This window comes from Sodalis-like endosymbiont of Proechinophthirus fluctus (genome assembly GCF_001602625.1).
Taxonomy (GTDB): Bacteria; Pseudomonadota; Gammaproteobacteria; order Enterobacterales; family Enterobacteriaceae.
The window spans coordinates 1-20,152 of the sequence record NZ_LECR01000039.1 but is presented as its reverse complement, the minus strand read 5'-3'; the positions used below and the strand labels follow the sequence as shown (position 1 = coordinate 20,152).

Here is a 20,152-nt window from a genome sequence, read left to right as displayed (position 1 = left end):
ATGCGCGTAAATGATGTCGAGGAGAAACCGCCCTGGAATAACGGTGGCAAATCTGAGAGCTATCTCTTACCCGGCTTTTGCTAACTGCTATCAAAGCGCTTTCGTAAAAATTCTTGCTCTTTTCATTTATGCCACCGGTAACCGTTACCTTGGAAAACATCAGTCGTTCTGAAAAGTCCTCGATACCAAACTGGCACTGTTCTACCAACTGTTTGCTGTCCGCAAAAACTTATCGCCTTAGCGATCTTCTAGAATTTTTCCATTGCCTCTTGAGTATCCTCCACGGGAGTGGACACCTTTCCCCGTGCAGATCTCTTCGAAAATCTTCCCAAAAATTAACATAGTTTTTTAATTATTTTAAATATAAAAATAATTAAAAAAACACTATCTTGATAATCAAAATATTATACTAGGAACTAGTACATTCATTATGAAGGGTAGAGATGACTTCATGCAGTGGAAAAACCGACTAGCATTATAGCATCGCTAAATTTAGTACTCCGCGAACGGTATAATAATTAGTCCAAATAAAATAAATATTAAAAGTAATTAATAAGATAAGTATTATCTGTATATCATTATCAAATTGAATTAGCACATCTTCGGGTAAAATTTATCGGCTTTACTCTCGTGCGCATGCCACTTAGCCTATGAGACAATGCTCGACCGAAGTCTTCATCGACTTAGTGCAGGCGAGATGCCGCCGTAATATGCGTAATACTATTGTTGAGTAACTCAATATCCGCGTTGTGCCCAGCTTCGAGATTGCGCGGCAGGCTCTTTTCATGGCCATATTTATCGAGCCGACCAGTTCGTTCAGTTTATCAGGGAAGAGGGATGACATTAATACTGCGATCAAGATTTCAAGGAGTTGTACCAGCGCGAGCAATTCCTTTTCCGCAGCCTTTTTAAGCCAAACGGATCAGCGATTGTGAAGGTAACCTACTCATTCTGGCTCCCAGAAAGGTAAAAAGACGGGTTCCCATGATGGGCAAAAGCTCAATCATACAGCCCTTTTCTAGAATGCAAAAAAATTGATATTGTTATTTAATATCAAGAGAACATTAAGTATTGAACATCAGACTCTACTATTTAACCCAATAAAAATTGGTCGATAAAAGCACTTCCCGCTAGGAAAGCCTCTTTTTTCCGCAGATTATTCGTGTCAAGATGATGTTCAACTGGCCAGTGGTAGCGTCTATTTCTCCGATACCGGCTGCACAGTCATGGGCATCATCAAGGTTTTCACCCTCTGAGTCGGCGAGTAAAAACAACAAACGAGACGATGTGGTGAGGCGTCAGCGGCAACAGCATGCCGGGGCTAATGATGCGCGCTATCCAGGTGTTCGTCGTGCTGACCACCACTGCCATCAGTGTTTCAATAGATCCTATCTCCCTGAAGATTGTAGCACTTAATCGGCGCAAGGAAAAGGCTTCATCCACCATTTTTGGATGATAGAAAAATCACGTGGCAGGAAAAGTTCTCGTATCGTCACGTCGCTTAGCTCTATACTTCCGCCTGGATTGTTATGGTTCCCACAAAAAAAGGATCTTCTTCAGCAGAGATACACTGCTTACGCCGCTAAATACTGCCGTATCATAATATATGACCATGTCCAGCTGACCACTCACAATCTGCCAGATATTGCCGACCACCCTACCCTCTGCACAAGTTTACATTGCTGAAGGATGGCGTGGGCGTGAGAATAGAGGACTTTCCCCGCTTCGATGGGCGTGTCCACCGTGTTTAGTGCGCACTAGCAATTTCTGATCAGGCTCAATTTCCAGAGTGGCAACCTGCTGACTTAACATCGATTGCGCTATATGCAGAACTTCCGCTACCTGTGTCAGGTTATCGATATCGACGATTTTTACAAAGCACTTGAGTCGTCTTAAATTCATTTCTGCTTCCGCCGTACAGCTGTGCCAGAATTGATGAGATAACTAATGTAAATAGTAGACCAATCCGCGCATCGGGTCTGAAAATTACTTTGTAATGCAAATTAACTATTTAAATCATAATAACTTATAGATGATAAGGAATTTTTTCTTAGTTGCGCAAGTGATGCTGCCGATCCCTGATGAGACAAGGTATTGCACCATAACAAGGCATAAGTTGACCCTATGGGGATGGTTGCAAATGGATAAACTGTCTTCTTTACGACGCGCGAGCATAAGGATATAGGCCCCATGCAAGATAAACCGCTGACATCTTATCATTAAAACGTCTTATATTTTTTCGATAAAAAGAGACTTAAAATTATCCTATAGAAAAACATTACTTACCAGATGACTACAGAATATATCGCATAGAGCGATAATGACTATATTGATCAAATAAAAAAACGGGAAAAATTTTACAACAATGGAAATCACCATTATAAGAGATGGTTTAATTATTAAACCACCTATAAAACCTTTATATCTCACTATCAATCACAGAAAACCTATGAATAAGGTAATAATTACTTCTTTTTCCATATTATTTCCATTATTTATGTAACTTTATTCATTATAATCAGTATATTAAAATATCACATTTCATTTTATTTGACAAATACAAAATAGGAACAAGACATATTATTAGATAATAGATGTAAATAATAGCTATGAAAAAGAATTATTTCCTCTACAATGGGAACACACTTATACATACTTTAAACCGACCATAATGTTAAGCGGAAAGAATTTGCTGCACTTAACAAGCTGCTTGTTTTTTAGCAAAAACTGGCTGACGCTACTTACGTTTGCCAATCGCTAACAATGTTTGTAGTTTTCTCATTCCTGCACGGCAGGAATGAGACCTACCCAACTTATCTCCCCACTGTTGCCACGAAGTGAAACCTGCAATGATTAAACAGGTCACCAGAACCGGTTATTCCACGCGTCTGGTGTTAAAAAAAGAACATTACTTGAAAAGGTAATACCTTCTTGGGGTAGGACTTTAAGCACACAACAGGATCTATACTTGCGCCCGTGTATTGCTAAAAGACAATGCATAGGCTCAATAGGCGCACGTAGAGTTTACCTACCGGCTTGGAAAAATCAGTTTGCATGTAATCAAAAAAACCATGAATGAATTGAGACAATATAATATGGACCTCTCACCGACGTTGAACAAGCACACCATGGACACCCGACATTTATAGGTCAAATCTTTAATTAAAATTAACAATATTACCACCTTCGCTCAATGTAATACATCGCATACCTCAATAAGTCTGGAAGCCAAGCGCAACCAAAACCTGGCGCTTATGTCCAATTTTTCCATGAAAGAGACCCTCTCTTCACCGGCAGAAAATACCGATTAATCCTGGATCCTTGCTCTGTTTATCGGCCTTTAAATAATACGACAAAAGAGAGGATCGTAGCAAAAAATTTCATGAGAGAAGCCTTCACTAGATATCTTAGGCCTCTTAGCATCAAGGAAAGCTGGACGACTCAGGTATTGCCTTGCAGTCATGCTGCCCCATCATGGCGATACCCGATTTATTGATAAGTTATCAATTGATCATGAAAAAATCTTCAGTCTACTTCATGCATATCGAACGTGCGCTAGAAATGTATCTTATCACAGCTAGTAATTTTACCTGAATAACGCTGATATTTTTAGCGTTTTTCATGTAAAAATTGGCAATTTAGTGCTGCTAAGAAATATGGTAAATGGCGCTTCAAACAAACGATACAGAATGCTATATCAACAACTCAGCGTGGCCCACAGCATCCTGGGTACGACCATTATCTATCGCTACACAAGCTCTCTGGAAGAAGGAAGTTATTTTTTTCGACAGTATGTTGTTTAAGAAGTGTTGCGGGTAGCAAAGTCAAGTCGCTGGTTCTACGCTACGTGGCATTGAATCAAATGGAATAGATATTATACGACGCAGGTCAAAGACGCCATTGAAGATATAAGTTTTATCCCATTATATCTCCAATTATTGCATTTTTCTGCAGAAGGAAGAAAGTAGTAATTCAACCGAATTCGATAGCGGGTCTCGTACGCATTGAAGAGGGTAAAATTTTGGAAAACAATAAAGTGGGCAGCAATACCCTTACGTTAGATCCTGAAAATCATCTGCTCAGAACTGATGAAACGCTGATAAGCGCCTGCCCCTGGCTTAAATACAAAGCAACCATCAGGTTGTATCACGAGTCACTGTATTGTAACTTTCATTTTTTTCGAAGATGCTCTGTGACAAAAACCTGGTTGTTAAATTGTCGATAACTAGATCCAATACACTTGAAGACGAAGTTCATATCACAGGCACACGATTACTAAAAGACGGTGTACTGTTTGATTTTAATGATCCTTACTATTTGACCCTTGTCTATAAAGGCAGTGAGTTATTTATCTAGAATCACTTCAGAGTCTAATTTTCTGATCTATGTGTTCAGCGTGATTATTATGTTATCCCTCATTACAGAGATGGTAGAAATCAGATAACTATTAAGAAATACAATATTGATTTGGCAAGTTTTAAAGTTACAAAATAATATTATGCTACCGGAATAGATATTGTTATACCCTCTTACCTACGCCTCGTAGGAATAGGTATTATCTTAAAGTAAAAAATTACTATTTCCATTATGGAATCACGAAACGAAAGATGAATTATTTCATTATATTTATTTTTAAGATGATATTTAATCATGAGGTTTTCATGGCACAACCTCCTCACAACATGTGCCTTTTTCAACGAAGAGGTTTTTTAAAAAAATGAAATTTAAATTATTTTGCATAGAATAACGATAACCTGCTGTAGCCCACGCAGTGAGAGTGAAATCATGACGCCACTATTAATTACCCATTTCGCATATCAGTCAACAATTATAGATATAGATTTAGTTCTCGCTAATCCAATGAAGATGAAACAGTTAGCAATGCTCTTAAACGCGTTACAGAATTTCTACACTAAAAATGTAGTAAGTTGAGCCTATCCATTTGCAAACTGCACGACTGGTCATCCTATGTCCCGACCTGTTTACGCTATATCAATGCCAGCTATAATCATCTGAGCACATTATTTCTGGTTTCCCTCATCCAGCTTGAGAGTTTGAATATGCAGAATAACTAACTTGTAGAACTAATAAAAATTATCTTTGACCGATCGTATATAGTTTAATGTAAGTGATAATTTTCTTCATGTTTTGTTAATTCCCCTGTATAGCATATTAAAGCTGCTAATGGTCAACTATAATCCGTTAGATCATCTGCCTGCCACGCTCCCCACGCTGCTAGAGTGGCTAGAATCCCGTCAATGAAAATTGTGAGAAATTACCCAATTGGCGCCGGCTATTTTATATTTAAATGTGAGTGATAATGCGATCACGATCCCTGTTCTACTGGCTATAGTCATTAATTTCACTATTGGCCAGCAATAATCTATTAGATGACATTGGCGATTTGCCAGGTAGTCTCTATGGTGGTCGATAATAATCGTCTTACTTATTTTCTAGAGTTCCTTAAAGAAGGCCTGTAAATGGTCGACATCAGCAAGAATCTTGTCGTGAACCCTCTCCTAAAAAATTTTATCTTCATTAAGAAAATTAATTGCCAATCATATCATAACTTGATTCAAGTACTCTTCGATTATTTGTACGATCCTAAATGAAAAATTCAGCTCTTGTTACGAGATAATCCGCTTTTTTCGGAAACGAAGTCCGCCACCGTCAGCGCTAATCTTATTAGTATCAAATTCATCGATAATCCAAGAATTATTCATTAGCTGTCAAGTCACACTCACAGCAACCTCGCGCCATTAACGCGCTGTCAGCTCAGTAAGGATCTAAGCAGCAATAACAGCGATGATACGAATTTAGCCGCGCCTCTGGCCGTGGTATATTATCATTATGAGGTCCGCCTTGCTTTTTGCCGCTTATACGTCTTAGTCGGCACAGAGTGATTCGTCGACCACCAATCAGCCTCAGGATAGGCTCTCAACCAGCGGTTGAGCCTATCCTGAGAGGCTCTGGGTTTTCCTGCGAGGATCGGTTGTAAACCGCCATTATTAACATTTTTATTACATCCACGCTAAAAAACGCGGTGCTGGTGGCAAAGGGGAAACTAGCGCGCAAGACCTAAGCAATACTCCATTTTCCCCTGAACTCGTCCATCACTCACCTTTTCTTAAATTGGGTCCGAGGTGTCAACACTCACCGCTTTGTATTGCGATATCGAACATTTAATCTCTCACTTCACTACAGCTGCCGCTTCTTTCGTGCCTGTTAGCGCTTTATTGGTCTAACTTTCTCCACGATTTCCCTTAATTTAATTTCGGCGTCGTCCTCTGCTTCATCAACGCTGTCAAGGGCACTGCACTGCTTATCTCAGACAAGTTGCACATCGCCTCGTTATGCAGCGACTTTATCCGTGCTAATCGCTGTGCCATATCTCTGCTTATCCTAGCCTCACCAACATACTCTTTCAATACACGCTTGGCATTAGCGGCCTGGATGGTAATATCCGTCGCAGCAAACCTTGCCCCGTGCGATATGTTGGTCTCTAAATTTGCTTTCGCCTTGGTAACATGGCTTTTGTCTATACTTTCGTAGCATGCTGGGCTTGCGCGGCATCTAACCCGTCATTTTACGGTGCATAACGATGTCTTTTGTATTTTTTCCAAGCGCCGTATTCCCACCCGTTTTGAATTAATATCCGCTAGCGTCTCGTTAATACCCGCAACGTACCGCGTAACTCTCGCGTGCTGCCGATACCCCTCCACTGAGCGCTGCGAATGTGCCGTAGAGATCGATGGCGCCTTCGGAGGTTATTGTAATGCTCACTGTTATTACATCTTCTTAGGAAAACTCTACCTTTGTTTTGGTAAGGTAGCTTGTTTTTTGAAAATCCCTCTCTCATTTAGGGCGGGTTTTTTCCCGGTTGGATAAGCTCTCCCTCGCGTTGGATCGCGGGCAATAATGTGTTCTCCGTCTGTTCAAAGGACAGCCTTGCCGTTGCCGCCAGCGCGTCTATCTAAGCCATTTCTTCAGGCGTCGGGTGATAATTTGCATGTTCTACCATCAATGAAGTGAATTTCCCACGTGATAAAGTTGGCTAAGATGTCTGCGGGTTTATCCCCGTTGTCGCAGTGTATTGCACTGCTTGTACCGCATGGTTCACTCTACCCGCTAGATAGTTACTAATGGCGGATTTCACTAAGGTTTGATGGAAGGCCTTTCTTAGGCTCTTTTGATAGTGTTTTTTTCTCTGCCTCTGCTATTTTTTCCAGCGAGACACATAAGCCTGCTCCGCCGCCGGCACGCTTTTTTTTGAGGACTCATTAACATAGTATATGGCTAATTTCTGCGCCGGCCGCTGTTCTGCTGGCACCTGTAACAACTCTTTGAGGCTTCTTGTCGCGACGGTTTCACATTTCGGCTCACAGGTGTCTTCTCTTTTCACAGAGGACGGGTGATAGGACTGTCCTGAACCGGTCGCCGGCAGAGACAAGTCGTAAATGTATGTCAATAACAAGCGAATCATGGGTGCAGACCCGATGAGTGCTGGCGCCATGTATGCTCATCATGCATCGCTGTTATTCATCAGCTAAGGAATTCAGAAAGTCGATATAAGGCGCCAACAATACAAGGCGCCAACAAGTGGAAGCGGTGGATGCAGCGACACCAATAGCTGTGGAAATATGAAAGCTTTTCAAGCGGTGGTGGGGATGGCGGAGGAGTAGAGATTCGAACTCTAGAACGCTTGTGCGTCGCCGGTTTTCAAGACCGGTGCCTTCAACCACTCGGCCACCCCTCCGCAACGAAACGAACTATAAACAAAGTTATTCCGGTTGTAAAGAGCGTTTTTTACGCTAATCGACTGAAAAATTGCCATGAGTCTGCTATCCTCTTATGCTTTGTCCACCTTCGTAGACGCTGATGCGTAAAGATGGGTAAAAGCCATAGGCACAACGGTGGCAAGCTATTAATCTCGGATAAGATATTCTTGGCACACTTTTTATGATGAGAGACAGATTATGGATCATTTGATTGCGACGTCCTCGCGTAAGCATTCGCTATTAAGCACCCACAAGGTGCTGCGCAATACCTATTTCTTGTTGTCGATGACGTTAGCGTTTTCGGCTCTTACCTCCGCTGCAAGTACATTGATGCGTTTGCCGGCACCCGGTTTGATCCTGATGCTGGTCGGTTTTTACGGACTATTGTTCCTGACGTATCGTCTGGCCAACAGTCCGGCGGGTATTCTCGCTACTTTCGCCCTGACCGGTTTTATGGGCTATGCCCTGGGACCGCTACTGAGTATGCTGCTGGCGTCCGGTGCGGGGGACGTCATTATGTTGGCACTTGGAGGCACCGCGCTGGTATTCCTTTGCTGCTCGGCGTATATTCTCACCACTCGCAGGGATATGTTTCTCCTCTCGGGAATGATGATGGCCGGCTTCGTGGTGCTGCTGGTTGCGGTCATCGCTAATATTTTCCTGCACATTCCTACCCTGTCGCTGACAATAAGCGTCATGTTTATTCTGTTTTCCTCTGGCGCGATCTTGTGGGAAACTAGCAATATCATCCACGGTGGGGAGACGAATTACATCCGTGCTACCGTCAGCCTCTATGTATCGCTGTATAATATCTTCGTCAGCCTGCTGAGCTTCTTCGGCGGCATGCGCAGCAACTGATACCTCGTTTTAATCATCCCCCTCCTATGGGTGCGCCGGTACACCCATAGGAGGGGTAGGTATTTTATACCTAGCGGATTTGCTATCCTTTGTCTCAATGAGATCATTTGATCTTGGGCGGGAATCGATGGAGTTTAAAGGCGCAGAAATCAAAACTGATGCTCAGGGATACTTGATCCACCCGCAGGACTGGAGCGAAGCGCTGGCAGTGGAAATCGCCCGCATCGAAGGGATTACCCTTAGCGAAGCCCACTGGCAGGTAATCCATTTTGTACGCGTGTTCTATTTACAATACAATACGTCGCCGGCCGTGCGGATGCTGGTGAAGGCCATGGCGCAAGCTTACGGAGAGGAGAAAGGGAACAGTCGTTACCTTTTCCGATTGTTTCCACAAGGCCCTGCCAAGCAGGCAACGAAAATCGCTGGCTTACCCAAACCTGTGAGATGCCTTTAACGTCACATCACTATATACAGTACTGCTGGTAATGAACGATAATGCTGCGTCCTGTGTGCCATCCCATCACTGTTCGTGCGGTCAACTAAGCAGCAAGAAATAGTGTTCACAAGGTATCCCCTTTTGGGCTCGACTTTCCCAACGGCTAAAGCTGACCTTGTTATATCGCCTAGGCTTAAAACCCCTATCTAAAGGGCGCTATTTTACGAATAAGCGCGGCTGAATGCAACCTACGCCGTCCGGTAGGAGGAAACGATGACAAAGATATCTACAGCGGCCTAAATCCATGGGCAAGTGCAAGGTGTCGGATTTCGGTACGCCACTTTACATTAAGCAAAGAAAAAATTAAGACTGAGCAATCATGTCTGTAACTAGGATGACGGCAGCGTAGAAGTCTTGACCTACGGTGAAAGTGAGCGGGTTAAGAATCTGCTGATCTAGCTACGGCAAGGTGGTCGCGGCGCACGCCCGGGTGGATATAAAATTCTTACCGAACCGCGCAACGGAAGCCTTGGTGATTTTAACGACTTTTACATCGACTACTAGCCGTCAGCAGGCATCAGCGTTTTACCGTTAAGGTACGATTCTTAATGACAGATCGCACAGCGTCTATCCACGTTTTTGGCGGCGCGAGACGATCTTGATAGCTATCACCTGATCACTGGTGAATATGATAGTTTACTCAGCATTACTATGCTATCGATAGCTATAGTGATTTTCTGGTGCTGCAACTGCTTCCACCAGTGCCGAATATCAGAGCACCACTCTGTTAGCGGCGCTAATAAATACCTCTCAGCAAACTTGGATATAGCGCAGCAAAACCTAGCGCTAAAGTCAGTTGGATTTGTCGCGCGCCCGTTTCGTCTGGGACGATATTTTCGGTTGTTGCAGTGTTATCATGAGGATGTTGCAGTGTTATCATGAGGATGATGCAGTGTTATCATGAGGATGATGAACAGTTTGATATGATCATCCTGGGATCCGCCTAAGTTTTATGACCACCTATTTATTTCAGAATATTCTTGCGGACGCGACGCTTGGTGTTGGCCGAGAAATGCAGTTTATTGAACAGCTTCGCCAGATCGCCACCCGGTTCAGTTGCCGGAGCTTATCCTGAAGGACTGTATCTGAAGGGGTTTAACCTGCTCGGCTAAATTACGTTCTGACTCCTTGAATTCCCCGACACCTCCCCCATATTAAGTATAAGATATACTTTTCACTGGAGGTGGTCTCATGATTGCCAGCAAATTTGGCATAGGGCAGCAAGTCCGGCATAAGCTGCTGGGGTACCTAGGGGTTATTATCGATGTGGATCCGGAATACTCCCTAGAGAAGCCTTCTCTGGATGATATTGCGGCTGACGATAGCCTACGCACGACCCCTTGGTATCATGTAGTGATGGAAGATGAGGAGGGAAAACCAGTGCATACCTATCTGGCGGAAGCACAGCTTGGGTATGAATCGTTTCCAGTCCATCCCGAACAGCCGACGCTGGATGAGTTGGCCGAATCCATCCGCCAACAACTCCAGGCGCCCCGTCTGAGAAATTAACCTCCAAGGACCGCGCGCAACCTGATTTTCTTTCGCTCCTGGGGCTAGTATGTAATATTCAATATTGTCGCGCTAGCAAAGAGCCGTGGCGTAAGTTGGTTTCTTCACGTCACCGGCTGTTGACTGAACCCATCTCCTCCTGCGCGCAGTGACCCATTAGCGAGATCGTGGTTTTTCTCGACCACACTCTGACCATCGGTGCATTTTGCCTGTGTTGACTCTTGGAATTCCGGTTTCCCGTCACCAGCAACGCTCAGTGGTCCAAGTTCCAGTCGCGAGATTTCAATTTTCTGGCAGCGATCCATGATCACTTTCATTCTGATGTTCTTTGCCAACAGCCGCTTGCTCATTAATGATGTCGAACTGCAGCCACAACACGTCGGCATAATAGCATTCGCTTTCTGCGTTAGGTCGTAAACCGTATCAGCGCGACGAAAGACATCCACTATATCGATTTTGGCAAGGATCTCCGCCAAATTGGCGTAACAAGTCTGTTCTAGAAGGATTTTTCCCTGCCAGAGTCGGGTTCACCGGGTAAACCCCGATAGCCATGGGTCAATAAATAGTCCATGACGTAGTGGCTAGGGATTATCGCTAGCACTTACCAGAGCGATCGTCTGCAGAATGTCGCTAATTTCATGTTTGTCATGGCGGTTCTACGCGAAAAAAAGGTATGTTAAGTGTACACTACCCAGTAAAAACACCTTTCGTCAGTAGAAATAAATAATATATAGTTAACTATTCTGTGTGTGTTATGATAAGGTGAGATAATGAACTTCCTGCGCATCCTATCCTAGTTATGGGTTTATGCATCTTAACCAGGTTTCCATATGATGACGAAAACTATGCAACTCACTGAAAAAATTTAATTATTTATATGGATGATGAAATTTGTACTGTCAAAGTTGACAAGCCACGCCGGAGGGAGAACGTTTTTGCCGTCATCTGCTGATCGGCCTACAGAATCAAGGCCAGAAACCGCTTCCGGTCAGCGTCAGCCGGCTCGACGCGGAAAAAAACGGTTTACTGGCCGCGTTAGAGCAATATAACCACCTGCCATGGGTGTAGGTGGTGCCGAGCTCCCCCATCAGGCGATACGGTCTATCCCGCGTAGATTCTACGAGCGTAGAGGTGGAGCAAACACTGCGCTTCTAGTTTTTGCAGGCCGATTTGGCCAGTCGGGAAAATTTTCTTGCTTGGTGCGCCAACGCCAGTCAGCCTTTGGCGATGAGACAAAATAAACGGCGCTTTTTTAGCGACTTGCCGATTTGTCTCTTTGCATTGAAATAGAGTTTCAGTAGTCTATATAGACAGACTATCTCTGACTTAAGGATCTAGACATGGAATCAACCATCTGTACATTATCATGCGCAAACATATCGCGCTGGTGGCGCACAATCATTGTAAATAGTCTCTGCTCAACTGGGTGGAGAACTAACAAGCGCAACTTTCAGAACATGTGTTGTACGCAACCGGCACCACTGGCAATCTAGTACAGCTTGAAACCGGTTTGCCAATCAACAGCATGCTCAGTGGCCTGATAGGGTGATCAATAGGTAGATACCCCGATTTCCGAAGGCAAAATCTATATGATGATTTTCTTCTGTGATCCGCTACATGCCGTTCTGCACGGGGCCGGATATCAAAGCGCTGTTGCGTCTGGCGACGGTGTGTGGAGTATCCGCGTGGCCACTAACCGCTCTCTACCGCCGATTTTCTAATAAGCTTCGCTCTTTTTCCATCAGGACGTGGCGATCGCTATCCCCGATTATCAACGTGTTATCTAACAGAGTGCCTGCCCTTTTAACGGAGCTAAATCTGCGCCATGATACGATATGCGCCGCTTAGGTTTTTTCGCCCGCGGAATCCCTACTTAGCAGTTCCTCAATGAATACTGAGGAGTTCGCCTTAGCAGGCAGACCTGCTCTTTGGAGTGGGTAAGCGCCACGTAACAGCAGGCGACGCTCTTCCGCGTTCAGGTAGTCTTCCGGTTGGGGAAGGAGAACCTGTTCGATAATCAATTCCCTCGCCGGGGCAGGAAAACCATCACCTCCATCGTTAATGCCGACAATGATTACATACTCCTCTTGATGCCCTTTACTGGCATAGATAGTCATAAAATCAATGTCAGGTTGAGCAGCGTGTCTCCGCTTTCGCCAGCCGTGCCGGATGCAGCAGATGGTGATAACGTGCCGGCACCAGGATGTGTTGCGCCCGCGTGACGAAACCGTTGAGTTTGTTTAAAAGCGCGTCAAGCTGATCTTTGTGCATGATCAACAACGCTTTTTTGCCGCCTCGGGTCAGGCCGTTGAGCGGCTTTGCCAGTTGAAACTGGATTTTTACTGCAAAAACTGGTTTGCCACTTCGCCAATACGTTGATTGAAGCGGTAAGTAGTATCTAGAGCCAGCGGATCACCGCCTCCAAAACTCATGCTGAAGGCGGTGGTCAACGTCAGTTCCTCGCTGCTGAAGCAGCAGATCGTTTGCTAATTATCCTCGACGGCGAACAATGTAGTATGTTGGCACAGAGCGGTAATAATCCTGGAACTCTAGGGCGAGATCTTGAAAACTCACCCACCAGGATATGTTTCCATGGGCTCACGAAGCGGCCCTTTTTACAGAATATCTACCAGGCGGTGGCGGTGGATATTGGATATTCTGTAAAAAGGCCTACTGCCTGCACCCTCTTCTTTTAATGTCTTTTCCAGGCTTTCAGCAGCGGCGTCAGCAGCGCAGACGGACGCGTTTTTGAAACCGTTCTTGCAATTCATCAGGCAACGCATCTATCATCTCGTCCTGGCTGCCGCCGTGCAAATAAATCAGCCCGATCCAGCGTTCTAGCCGTCCTGTCATACGGTTAGCTAGTTTATCTTTTTGCCAGAAATCGCCGTCCGACTGGCACTTCCCAGCCCAGTCCTCGCCAATCCACTGCTGCCACCAATGGTCAATCAGCAGCTTACAGCTTACGCCACACGGCGCCGTCGCTTTCAAGCTGACTTATGGCCGGCGCCTTTTACTGCCTTGAAGGACAATCATTAGCGCCAAGGCATGAAAGGTGCTTGCCTGAATCGTATCCACATCTAGCCACTGCCTCAGGCGATCGTCTATTTCCCGCGCTGCCTGGCGGCCGAACGCCAGCAGCAAAACCTGACAGCCAGGCGACGGGCAGCGACAGTGTTACAGCGGCCGCCACTGCGTATTATAGGCACCGTTGCCGGGGTATTGACTGGCTTGCTGGTGCTGTATTTTTACCGTCTACTGAAGGTCAGCTGGTGCTTTTATTGTGTTGAACGGCACGCTGTTTTTTGCCTTTAGCAACAGCTAAAACTAGGTCACCCTGTTTATCACCCTGCTGGTGATGCTCTACTTCAACCTAGTCGGCGAGGGTTTTGAGGTCACGCTATCGCGGCTATTTGATACCTTATAGTGGGCTGCGCCATGACCTGAGCTGCAGTAAGTATTACCTGGCCTGACTGGCGATTTTGGAGCCTGATCGCCCTGTGGTGAAAAAACCTGACCGTCAACTGCCGCTATCTGGATGCCATTTTGGTACAATACCATCAAGACAAAGACAACCCGCCTCGGCCATCACGTAGCACGCTGGGACGCACACAACCGTGATGCGGCACTAGCGTCGGTATTGTCGAATATGTCCGCCGAAAACCGGGCGGGGAGCTTATGGATCACTCCTTCCACTTATTGTGTCTGAGTCATACCTTTCTCAGTTATATTTCCACCCTCGGTGCTCATACCGGGGCTTATCGGCAATCCAGCAAATATCCTTATGACGCTACCTGTTACGTGGACGATGTCATACATCATCAGAACGGCGATGCTTTTCAGGCGCGTCAACCAGGAGTACGAAAACCTGCCGACGCGTATCCGCACAGCTGGAGCCTGGAGCCAGGAGCCCGGGAAAAGCTGGTGATGCAGAAAGCCGGCTCTGCTCCCCGAATTGACCGGACGCAACCGGTTGATAGCGCAGCAGAGTAAGATTCCGACCGAAGTGACATCAGGTATAACGGGATCCTTGCCACTGCTGCGTCACGTCCCGCAGCACCAGGCTATCAACTTAATTCTCCCTACATAAATACCTATTCATGGATCTGCAATACCGATTGAATTTTTTGGTTAATTTTATTACTGCGCATCCTGGGATATTATCTTTTTATATAGTAGCATAGGAATAGATATCCAATGCAAACTCGTCCTTTTGCCACACCTATTACCAGCGCAGGCCGTCGCGGTTGCCCAAGCTTGAAAGCGTGAATGTGCCTTTGACACAGGGAGGAATCAGCGAAGTGGTTTATATCGAAGATCAGCCGGTGGTCTGACATATTCTGCTGCCGCTTCTGCGTCAGCTGTTGGCGTTCGATACCGTCACGGCAATGGAAAAATCTTTACTCACCGGCAATTTCAGTATCATTCTGGAGTGGATTTCCCGCTGAGCTGTCGGAAACGGATAAGTGTCGTTTGTAGAAATGCCGCCCAGCAAGGCGGAAGCTTTCCGGTTTCATCATATATCCACAAAACGGCTCGAATCGTCATTTCGGGCAATTTTCAGAGTTAAAAATTCACTCAATTTTGTATCATTAAGTTAAAACTAGGTTTTTATCTGGTAAAAATACCATTTTACTAGAATTTTATTTTCTTAAATTTTTTAAATACAGTATATATTTGGATTAGAGACAATTTTATTTCCTCTCCGCAACGTTTTTTGCCCCTTTTCCTCGTTTGTTGCCCTGAACGCTTTTTTATTAGCGGATTACTACATCTTACTTGTAAGTTTCCTACTTCGTTGTAGACTTTAATTCGCCGGGGTTGCTCTATAACGCTATTTTAATGGCAATGCACAGAGTGTGAGAACGAACGCCGGTAACAAGATTTCTAAAATTAACTTTAAAAACTCATTGCCTATTTGGATGATAACGAGGCACAACCAATGAAAAAGACAGCTATTGCAGTGGCACTGGCAGGTTTTGCAACCGTAGCACAAGCTGCTCCGAAAGATGATACCTGGTACGCTGGTGGCAAACTGAGCTGGTCAAAGTACCACGATACCGGTTTCTATGGTAACGGTTTCGACAACCACATCGGCAACGGTCCTACCCGTGATGACCAGTTAGGCTCAGGTGCTTTCGTCGGATATCAGGCGAACCAGTACCTTGGTTTCGAGCTGGGATACGACTGGCTGGGCCGTATGGCGTACAAAGGCAGCATGAAAAAAAATGGTGCTTTCAAAGCGCAGGGTATTTCCCTGGCCGCCAAGCTGGGCTACCCGCTGACCGACGACCTGGACATCTACACCCGTCTGGGCGGCATGGTATGGCGTGCTGATTCCAAGGGCGCTTATAACAACGGCAATGCAGGCCGCGTAAGCGACCACGATACCGGCTTTTCCCCGCTAGCCGCTGTAGGTCTAGAATATGCCTGGACTAAAAACTGGGCTACCCGTCTGGACTACCAGTGGGTTAACAACATCGGTGATGCCGATACCGTCGGTACCCGTCCTGATAACTCTATGCTGAGCGTTGGCGTGTTATACCGCTTTGGCCAGGACGATATAACTACTCCGACCCAGGCTCCAGTTGTTCAGACCAAGCGCTTCACCCTGAAGTCTGACGTGCTGTTCGGCTTTGACAAAGCCACGCTGAAACCGGAAGGTCAGCAAGCGCTGGCTCAGTTGTACTCCCAGCTGAGCTCGATGGATCCGAAAGACGGATCCATTATCATTCTTGGCTACACCGACCGTATCGGTTCCGACGCCTACAATAAGAAACTGTCTCAGGCGCGCGCACAGAGCGTCGTAAGCTACCTGGTTTCTAAAGGTATCCCTTCCGACAAAATTTCCGCACGCGGTATGGGTAAATCTAACCCAGTTACTGGCAATACCTGTAACAGCGCGAAAGGCCGTGCCCCAATCATCAGCTGCCTGGCCCCGGATCGTCGAGCAGAGATCGAAGTGAAAGGCATCAAAGATGTGGTAATCCAACCGCAGACTTAAGTTATCGTGACGCTTATAAACCCCGCTTCATTGGGGTTTATATTTCAGGTTAACCCCTTTTTTCAGCTGCGGAGACGTAGGTTATTGCTAGTTAATGTTTTTGCGACTAAGTTATGGCTGCGGCACATAATCTGTATCCGGCACCCATCGGGCCGCTAATGTTTTCAATTCCCTATAGACGACCTCCCCTGTACATTATCTTGGCTCATTACAGTCAATGACACGCATCGTCGCTATACAAGGGCCACTGGCCCTGCTGCATTTTCCGAATTTATTGATATGCCGACGCTGGTGTGCACCTCTTCAACGTAATAAGAGATAATTCATTCTCGATGAGACCTTTCGCCATTAAATCGTCGTCAAGCCGCTGACGTTAATACAACAACGAAGTGTATCAGGCTGTTGTAGACGAGCCGCGCAGTCGCCACGTGACATAGGGGAAAATACCAGCGCTATGAGGCATACTATAGGGTTTGAAAAGCGATAATTTTTCAGACATTAGAGAAAATCTCAAACATTTTTCTACCTTTCCTCGCAATGGTTAATTTCCCCACCACGGTATTCTCTTCTCACCACGCTTGCATGTTGCATATTTTCGATATTTTGTCAGATATGCTCACTCTGGTTAGCGCAACGGCTAGTTAAGCAGAAGGAGAAAGACAAAGAGAGAGGGCTGTTGGAGTGACGCTCTCATGATGCGCTTTGTCGATACCGTCCCACTCTTGTTTGATAGTCGCTCCCCCCCTCGAAGCCGCCGGCAATAGTGAGAAAATGATGGGCGTTATCTGTGAATATCTCCAGCCACAGGATCGATGAGAATCAAATTTGACTCCGACTCAATCACAATATTGAAGTTTGATATGGGCTAGAATTACCGAGAAAGAAACAAACGAATATATTAATGATAATAAAATACATTTATCTGAGCTCGAGAAACAAGAAGAATCCCCAAGATCATTCTCATCTCGGATTAACCCAACAGTATCTCTATCAGGCAGAAAGAAAAGAAGGAAGTATACCACCACTTTTTACTGTCTTTGGAGAGGAATTTTCTATTTTCTTTCACTCTAGTGATAATACCGCGCCAGCAACATTATCAGATCTAAAACCCAATAATGCCACGAAAATAAAGCGCGATATACCTCCCCAATACTGCAGAGAAACCCATCGCCACCGTTGAAACACCACTTGCTGCCAAAGATGATACCAACAACCTATCCTGCTACGCACACCCACCGCAGGAAAAAGAGTCGATCAAGGCAAAAAAGTTAACACCCTTTAGAGAGGAAAAGATGGGTTTACAAACCATTTTAAGATCCGCATCGGACGCAATCGAAGATCCGGCATTACAAACTGAAAACATTGTTCACAGCAAGGTGTCCCTTGAGCAGAGAAGATTCCATGTTGAATTTTTTAAATCAATCTAAAGTGCTTAGCGATACATTATCGATTAACCTTAATCTCCCAAAAGCTAACAGAAGATATTCCCATAATTATAATTATTACAATCTCTGGTTAGGGTATTCAAAATATGCGTACTAAGCGAGTGAAGATAGCGTCATTCGTTACTCAACAGGCCATTGAGGCTGCTAATCCGGTACCGATAATAGGACATGTAAGCACGATTGCCGTCCTCATCTACATATCAAAAGTAAAATTAGCGCAATTTATGCAAAATTTGGGCAAGCCACGTGGTCTGTATAACTCCCCGATGCATCGCTTCCCCCCGGTCATAGAGCCGTAATACCATGCACCATCGCAATTCCTATACAACCACGGAAGTTGCGAATTCGCCTTCTCAAGGCTCAGAATTCACCCTCGGCAGCGACAGTGACGATGGGCTGAAGTTTGTCACAGTGGCAAAGTTAGCGCCAATGCCGCGGCGGTGGCTGCCGCGCGCGCTCGGTAGCGCGGGGCGAAGAGGTATTTGTGGAGGCCATGGAAGCAGGGTCTGAAGCGTTAATCGATGATGTGGTGGTAACTTGGCGTCGGCGTGAAGGGAATATGAACGGGTAGTTGTGTATTCAACCCAATAAAATCTCCGTCAATCGTTTCTGCCTATGTGAATTATTCAGACTACCATAAATCAATTGCACAATTCAGGTAATTATGCCGGACTAAGTTGCCTCGTCATGGCAGTATCTCACCGTTATCGCTGTATCTTCCATTTCGCCGCACAGTGCTAATGTGGTTAGCTAATGTGATTAGCTAATATGGTCATAGAGTGTCGATATTGGCGCGACAGAAGATAGGACCCTACTGCTGTCTCGCGAAAGAAGGGGTGGGGCATAGCCCTTATGGCATAGCCCTTTGCGGCAATCAGTTGATTTTTTCGCCGAGGATAGCCTTCAGGTCGCTGCGCAAAGACGACAGGACTTTGTTAGCTTTTTCCTTGCGTTCCGCATCTTCTAGCAGGTTAATAATAGTTTCTGATATAGTGTTTCCACGTCGCTGTGCCATCGCGGCCAACCGTTGCCAAACCTGGTATTCCAGATCGACAGATTTCTTGCACGTATGTTGATGTTCAGCGTTAAAGTACCGCTTGCGCCGCGTCCGAATAGTTTGGCTTCATGCGGTTTTCCAGCACGGGATGCATCGACTCACGAATCCATTTCAGGATTTTTTCCGGCTGGTGTTGATAACTGATAAGCTCCTGAACAGATTCTACTGCCGCGCTGTTCTCTTCGTGACGGGAGATTCGCTCCCCTTCACGGTGTTTTTTAATCAGGTATTTCCACTTCCAATCGGGTTTCCAGGCTTTCAAGCTGCTGGTATTTCATAGGAGCGCACCTGTAACTATGTAACCTGTGCCTGATGGTAGCATTTTTGGTTGTTATTTGTCCATGCCGATCATTTGACTCCTGCATCGAGGGTTGAGGCAGTGATGCGTCATTGAGCAAAACAGGCCGAGACGAAGCAATGTCTCTTCTTGTATAATCAGCGTTTCCCTGAACAGCGACGTTATTTATCATTTTGACTAATAAAAAATTAGAATGGAAATATTTACTGCCCGATCTGGCCAGTTTCGCGGTGGTATTTGACCAATCTTGTCCGCCTCTGTCCGCTCCTTTGGCAATGCTTCAGGCCCGTCTTACGGACGGGTTGACGCAATTTTGCCATTCACGCTCGCCCAGCCGTTTTATGCTGCTAACGGCACAAGAAGAGGATGAATATTTTCAGCTAATTGCCGAGACAGTAAAACAGATCCTGCCGGCATCGGGGCAGGTTGTCGGCAGCCGCTATGTCGTGACCAGTATGGGTGTAAGTGAGCAGCCGGCGACCAAGATTGATGATAACTTCGCCGCACGCGACACCTGCGTGTGGCAGTCCTGGGTGGAATATGAGCCGCTGTTTGGTGCGCTGCGCTGCTACCAGGATGTGATCGATCTGCAGCCGGGCCTGGTGCATTACGCCAACGGCGGTGTCCTTATCATCGGTGTAAGCGCGCTGGTAAATCAACCTTTGCTCTGGCTGCGGCTCAAGCAGATGATCATGCAGCGGCGCTTC

The 20,152-nt window shown here is 45.6% G+C and carries 12 protein-coding genes, 1 tRNA gene and 5 pseudogenes; 9 read left to right on the top strand and 9 right to left on the bottom strand.

Annotation, left to right across the window (positions count from 1 at the left end; translation table 11 throughout):
• The 4 genes and pseudogenes from BG74_RS14775 to BG74_RS04135 all read right to left on the bottom strand — a co-directional run.
• Positions 1-208, bottom strand: a 208-nt coding sequence (locus BG74_RS14775) for a hypothetical protein (RefSeq protein WP_204376307.1), incomplete at its 3' end; no start/stop codon positions are given.
• Positions 209-643: 435 nt separating this feature from the next.
• Positions 644-898: pseudogene (locus BG74_RS19525) on the bottom strand (sigma-S stabilization anti-adapter protein IraP); the annotation flags it as partial.
• 398 nt (positions 899-1,296) lie between these two features.
• A pseudogene (locus BG74_RS16605) lies at positions 1,297-1,902 on the bottom strand (LysR family transcriptional regulator); the annotation flags it as partial.
• Between the two features lie 5,766 nt (positions 1,903-7,668).
• A tRNA-Ser gene (locus tag BG74_RS04135) sits at positions 7,669-7,756 on the bottom strand.
• A 220-nt stretch (positions 7,757-7,976) separates the two neighbouring features.
• Here BG74_RS04135 and yccA point away from each other — a divergent pair.
• The 4 genes and pseudogenes from yccA (at position 7,977) to hspQ (ending at position 10,641) form a co-directional block, all read left to right on the top strand.
• Entirely contained in the window at positions 7,977-8,636 is a 660-nt protein-coding gene (gene yccA / locus BG74_RS04130) for an FtsH protease modulator YccA (protein ID WP_066596800.1), read from the top strand.
• A gap of 127 nt (positions 8,637-8,763) precedes the next feature.
• Complete coding sequence (locus BG74_RS04125) at positions 8,764-9,090, top strand: TusE/DsrC/DsvC family sulfur relay protein (RefSeq protein WP_066596798.1); 327 nt, start codon at positions 8,764-8,766, stop codon at positions 9,088-9,090.
• A gap of 976 nt (positions 9,091-10,066) precedes the next feature.
• Positions 10,067-10,244 (top strand): annotated as a pseudogene (locus BG74_RS16600) (23S rRNA (cytosine(1962)-C(5))-methyltransferase RlmI); the annotation flags it as partial.
• A 79-nt stretch (positions 10,245-10,323) separates the two neighbouring features.
• Positions 10,324-10,641, top strand: coding sequence for a heat shock protein HspQ (gene hspQ / locus BG74_RS04120; protein ID WP_066596796.1), 318 nt, complete (start codon positions 10,324-10,326; stop codon positions 10,639-10,641).
• A gap of 104 nt (positions 10,642-10,745) precedes the next feature.
• Here hspQ and BG74_RS10605 read toward each other — a convergent pair whose 3' ends face one another.
• Positions 10,746-11,147, bottom strand: coding sequence for a CoA-binding protein (locus tag BG74_RS10605; RefSeq protein WP_256364212.1), 402 nt, complete (start codon positions 11,145-11,147; stop codon positions 10,746-10,748).
• An 860-nt stretch (positions 11,148-12,007) separates the two neighbouring features.
• Here BG74_RS10605 and mgsA point away from each other — a divergent pair.
• Positions 12,008-12,428: pseudogene (gene mgsA / locus BG74_RS16595) on the top strand (methylglyoxal synthase).
• A 57-nt stretch (positions 12,429-12,485) separates the two neighbouring features.
• Here mgsA and BG74_RS04110 read toward each other — a convergent pair.
• From BG74_RS04110 to BG74_RS04105, 3 genes are all read right to left on the bottom strand, one after another.
• Complete coding sequence (locus BG74_RS04110; RefSeq protein ID WP_066596794.1) at positions 12,486-12,758, bottom strand: hypothetical protein; 273 nt, start codon at positions 12,756-12,758, stop codon at positions 12,486-12,488.
• Positions 12,759-12,768: 10 nt separating this feature from the next.
• Complete coding sequence (locus BG74_RS12920; protein WP_204376306.1) at positions 12,769-12,912, bottom strand: hypothetical protein; 144 nt, start codon at positions 12,910-12,912, stop codon at positions 12,769-12,771.
• Between the two features lie 453 nt (positions 12,913-13,365).
• Complete coding sequence (locus tag BG74_RS04105; RefSeq protein WP_066596792.1) at positions 13,366-13,632, bottom strand: hypothetical protein; 267 nt, start codon at positions 13,630-13,632, stop codon at positions 13,366-13,368.
• Positions 13,633-14,319: 687 nt separating this feature from the next.
• Here BG74_RS04105 and BG74_RS20470 point away from each other — a divergent pair.
• The 3 genes from BG74_RS20470 (at position 14,320) to ompA (ending at position 16,645) form a co-directional block, all read left to right on the top strand.
• On the top strand, positions 14,320-14,634 hold the full coding sequence (locus BG74_RS20470; RefSeq protein WP_066596790.1) for a YccS family putative transporter: 315 nt from the start codon (positions 14,320-14,322) through the stop codon (positions 14,632-14,634).
• A 371-nt stretch (positions 14,635-15,005) separates the two neighbouring features.
• A complete protein-coding gene (locus tag BG74_RS19520) occupies positions 15,006-15,089 on the top strand; it encodes a SulA-like leucine-rich domain-containing protein (protein WP_369678504.1) in 84 nt (27 codons plus the stop codon).
• 494 nt (positions 15,090-15,583) lie between these two features.
• Positions 15,584-16,645, top strand: a complete 1,062-nt coding sequence (gene ompA / locus BG74_RS04095) for a porin OmpA (RefSeq protein WP_066596788.1) — start codon at positions 15,584-15,586, stop codon at positions 16,643-16,645.
• A gap of 2,319 nt (positions 16,646-18,964) precedes the next feature.
• Here the strand turns inward: ompA and matP are convergent.
• Positions 18,965-19,425 (bottom strand): annotated as a pseudogene (gene matP, locus BG74_RS04085) (macrodomain Ter protein MatP).
• 193 nt (positions 19,426-19,618) lie between these two features.
• Here matP and BG74_RS04080 point away from each other — a divergent pair.
• A partial coding sequence (locus BG74_RS04080; RefSeq protein ID WP_187202592.1) for an AAA family ATPase occupies positions 19,619-20,152 on the top strand: 534 nt, incomplete at its 3' end.

Excerpts from the sequence above, each read along its gene's own strand:
- hspQ (WP_066596796.1), top strand. The coding sequence starts at position 10,324 with ATGATTGCCAGCAAATTTGGCATAGGGCAGCAAGTCCGGCATAAGCTG.
- BG74_RS04125 (WP_066596798.1), top strand. The coding sequence starts at position 8,764 with ATGGAGTTTAAAGGCGCAGAAATCAAAACTGATGCTCAGGGATACTTG.
- BG74_RS12920 (WP_204376306.1), bottom strand. The coding sequence starts at position 12,912 with ATGCACAAAGATCAGCTTGACGCGCTTTTAAACAAACTCAACGGTTTC.
- BG74_RS04110 (WP_066596794.1), bottom strand. The coding sequence starts at position 12,758 with ATGACTATCTATGCCAGTAAAGGGCATCAAGAGGAGTATGTAATCATT.
- BG74_RS20470 (WP_066596790.1), top strand. The coding sequence starts at position 14,320 with ATGGATCACTCCTTCCACTTATTGTGTCTGAGTCATACCTTTCTCAGT.
- yccA (WP_066596800.1), top strand. The coding sequence starts at position 7,977 with ATGGATCATTTGATTGCGACGTCCTCGCGTAAGCATTCGCTATTAAGC.
- ompA (WP_066596788.1), top strand. The coding sequence starts at position 15,584 with ATGAAAAAGACAGCTATTGCAGTGGCACTGGCAGGTTTTGCAACCGTA.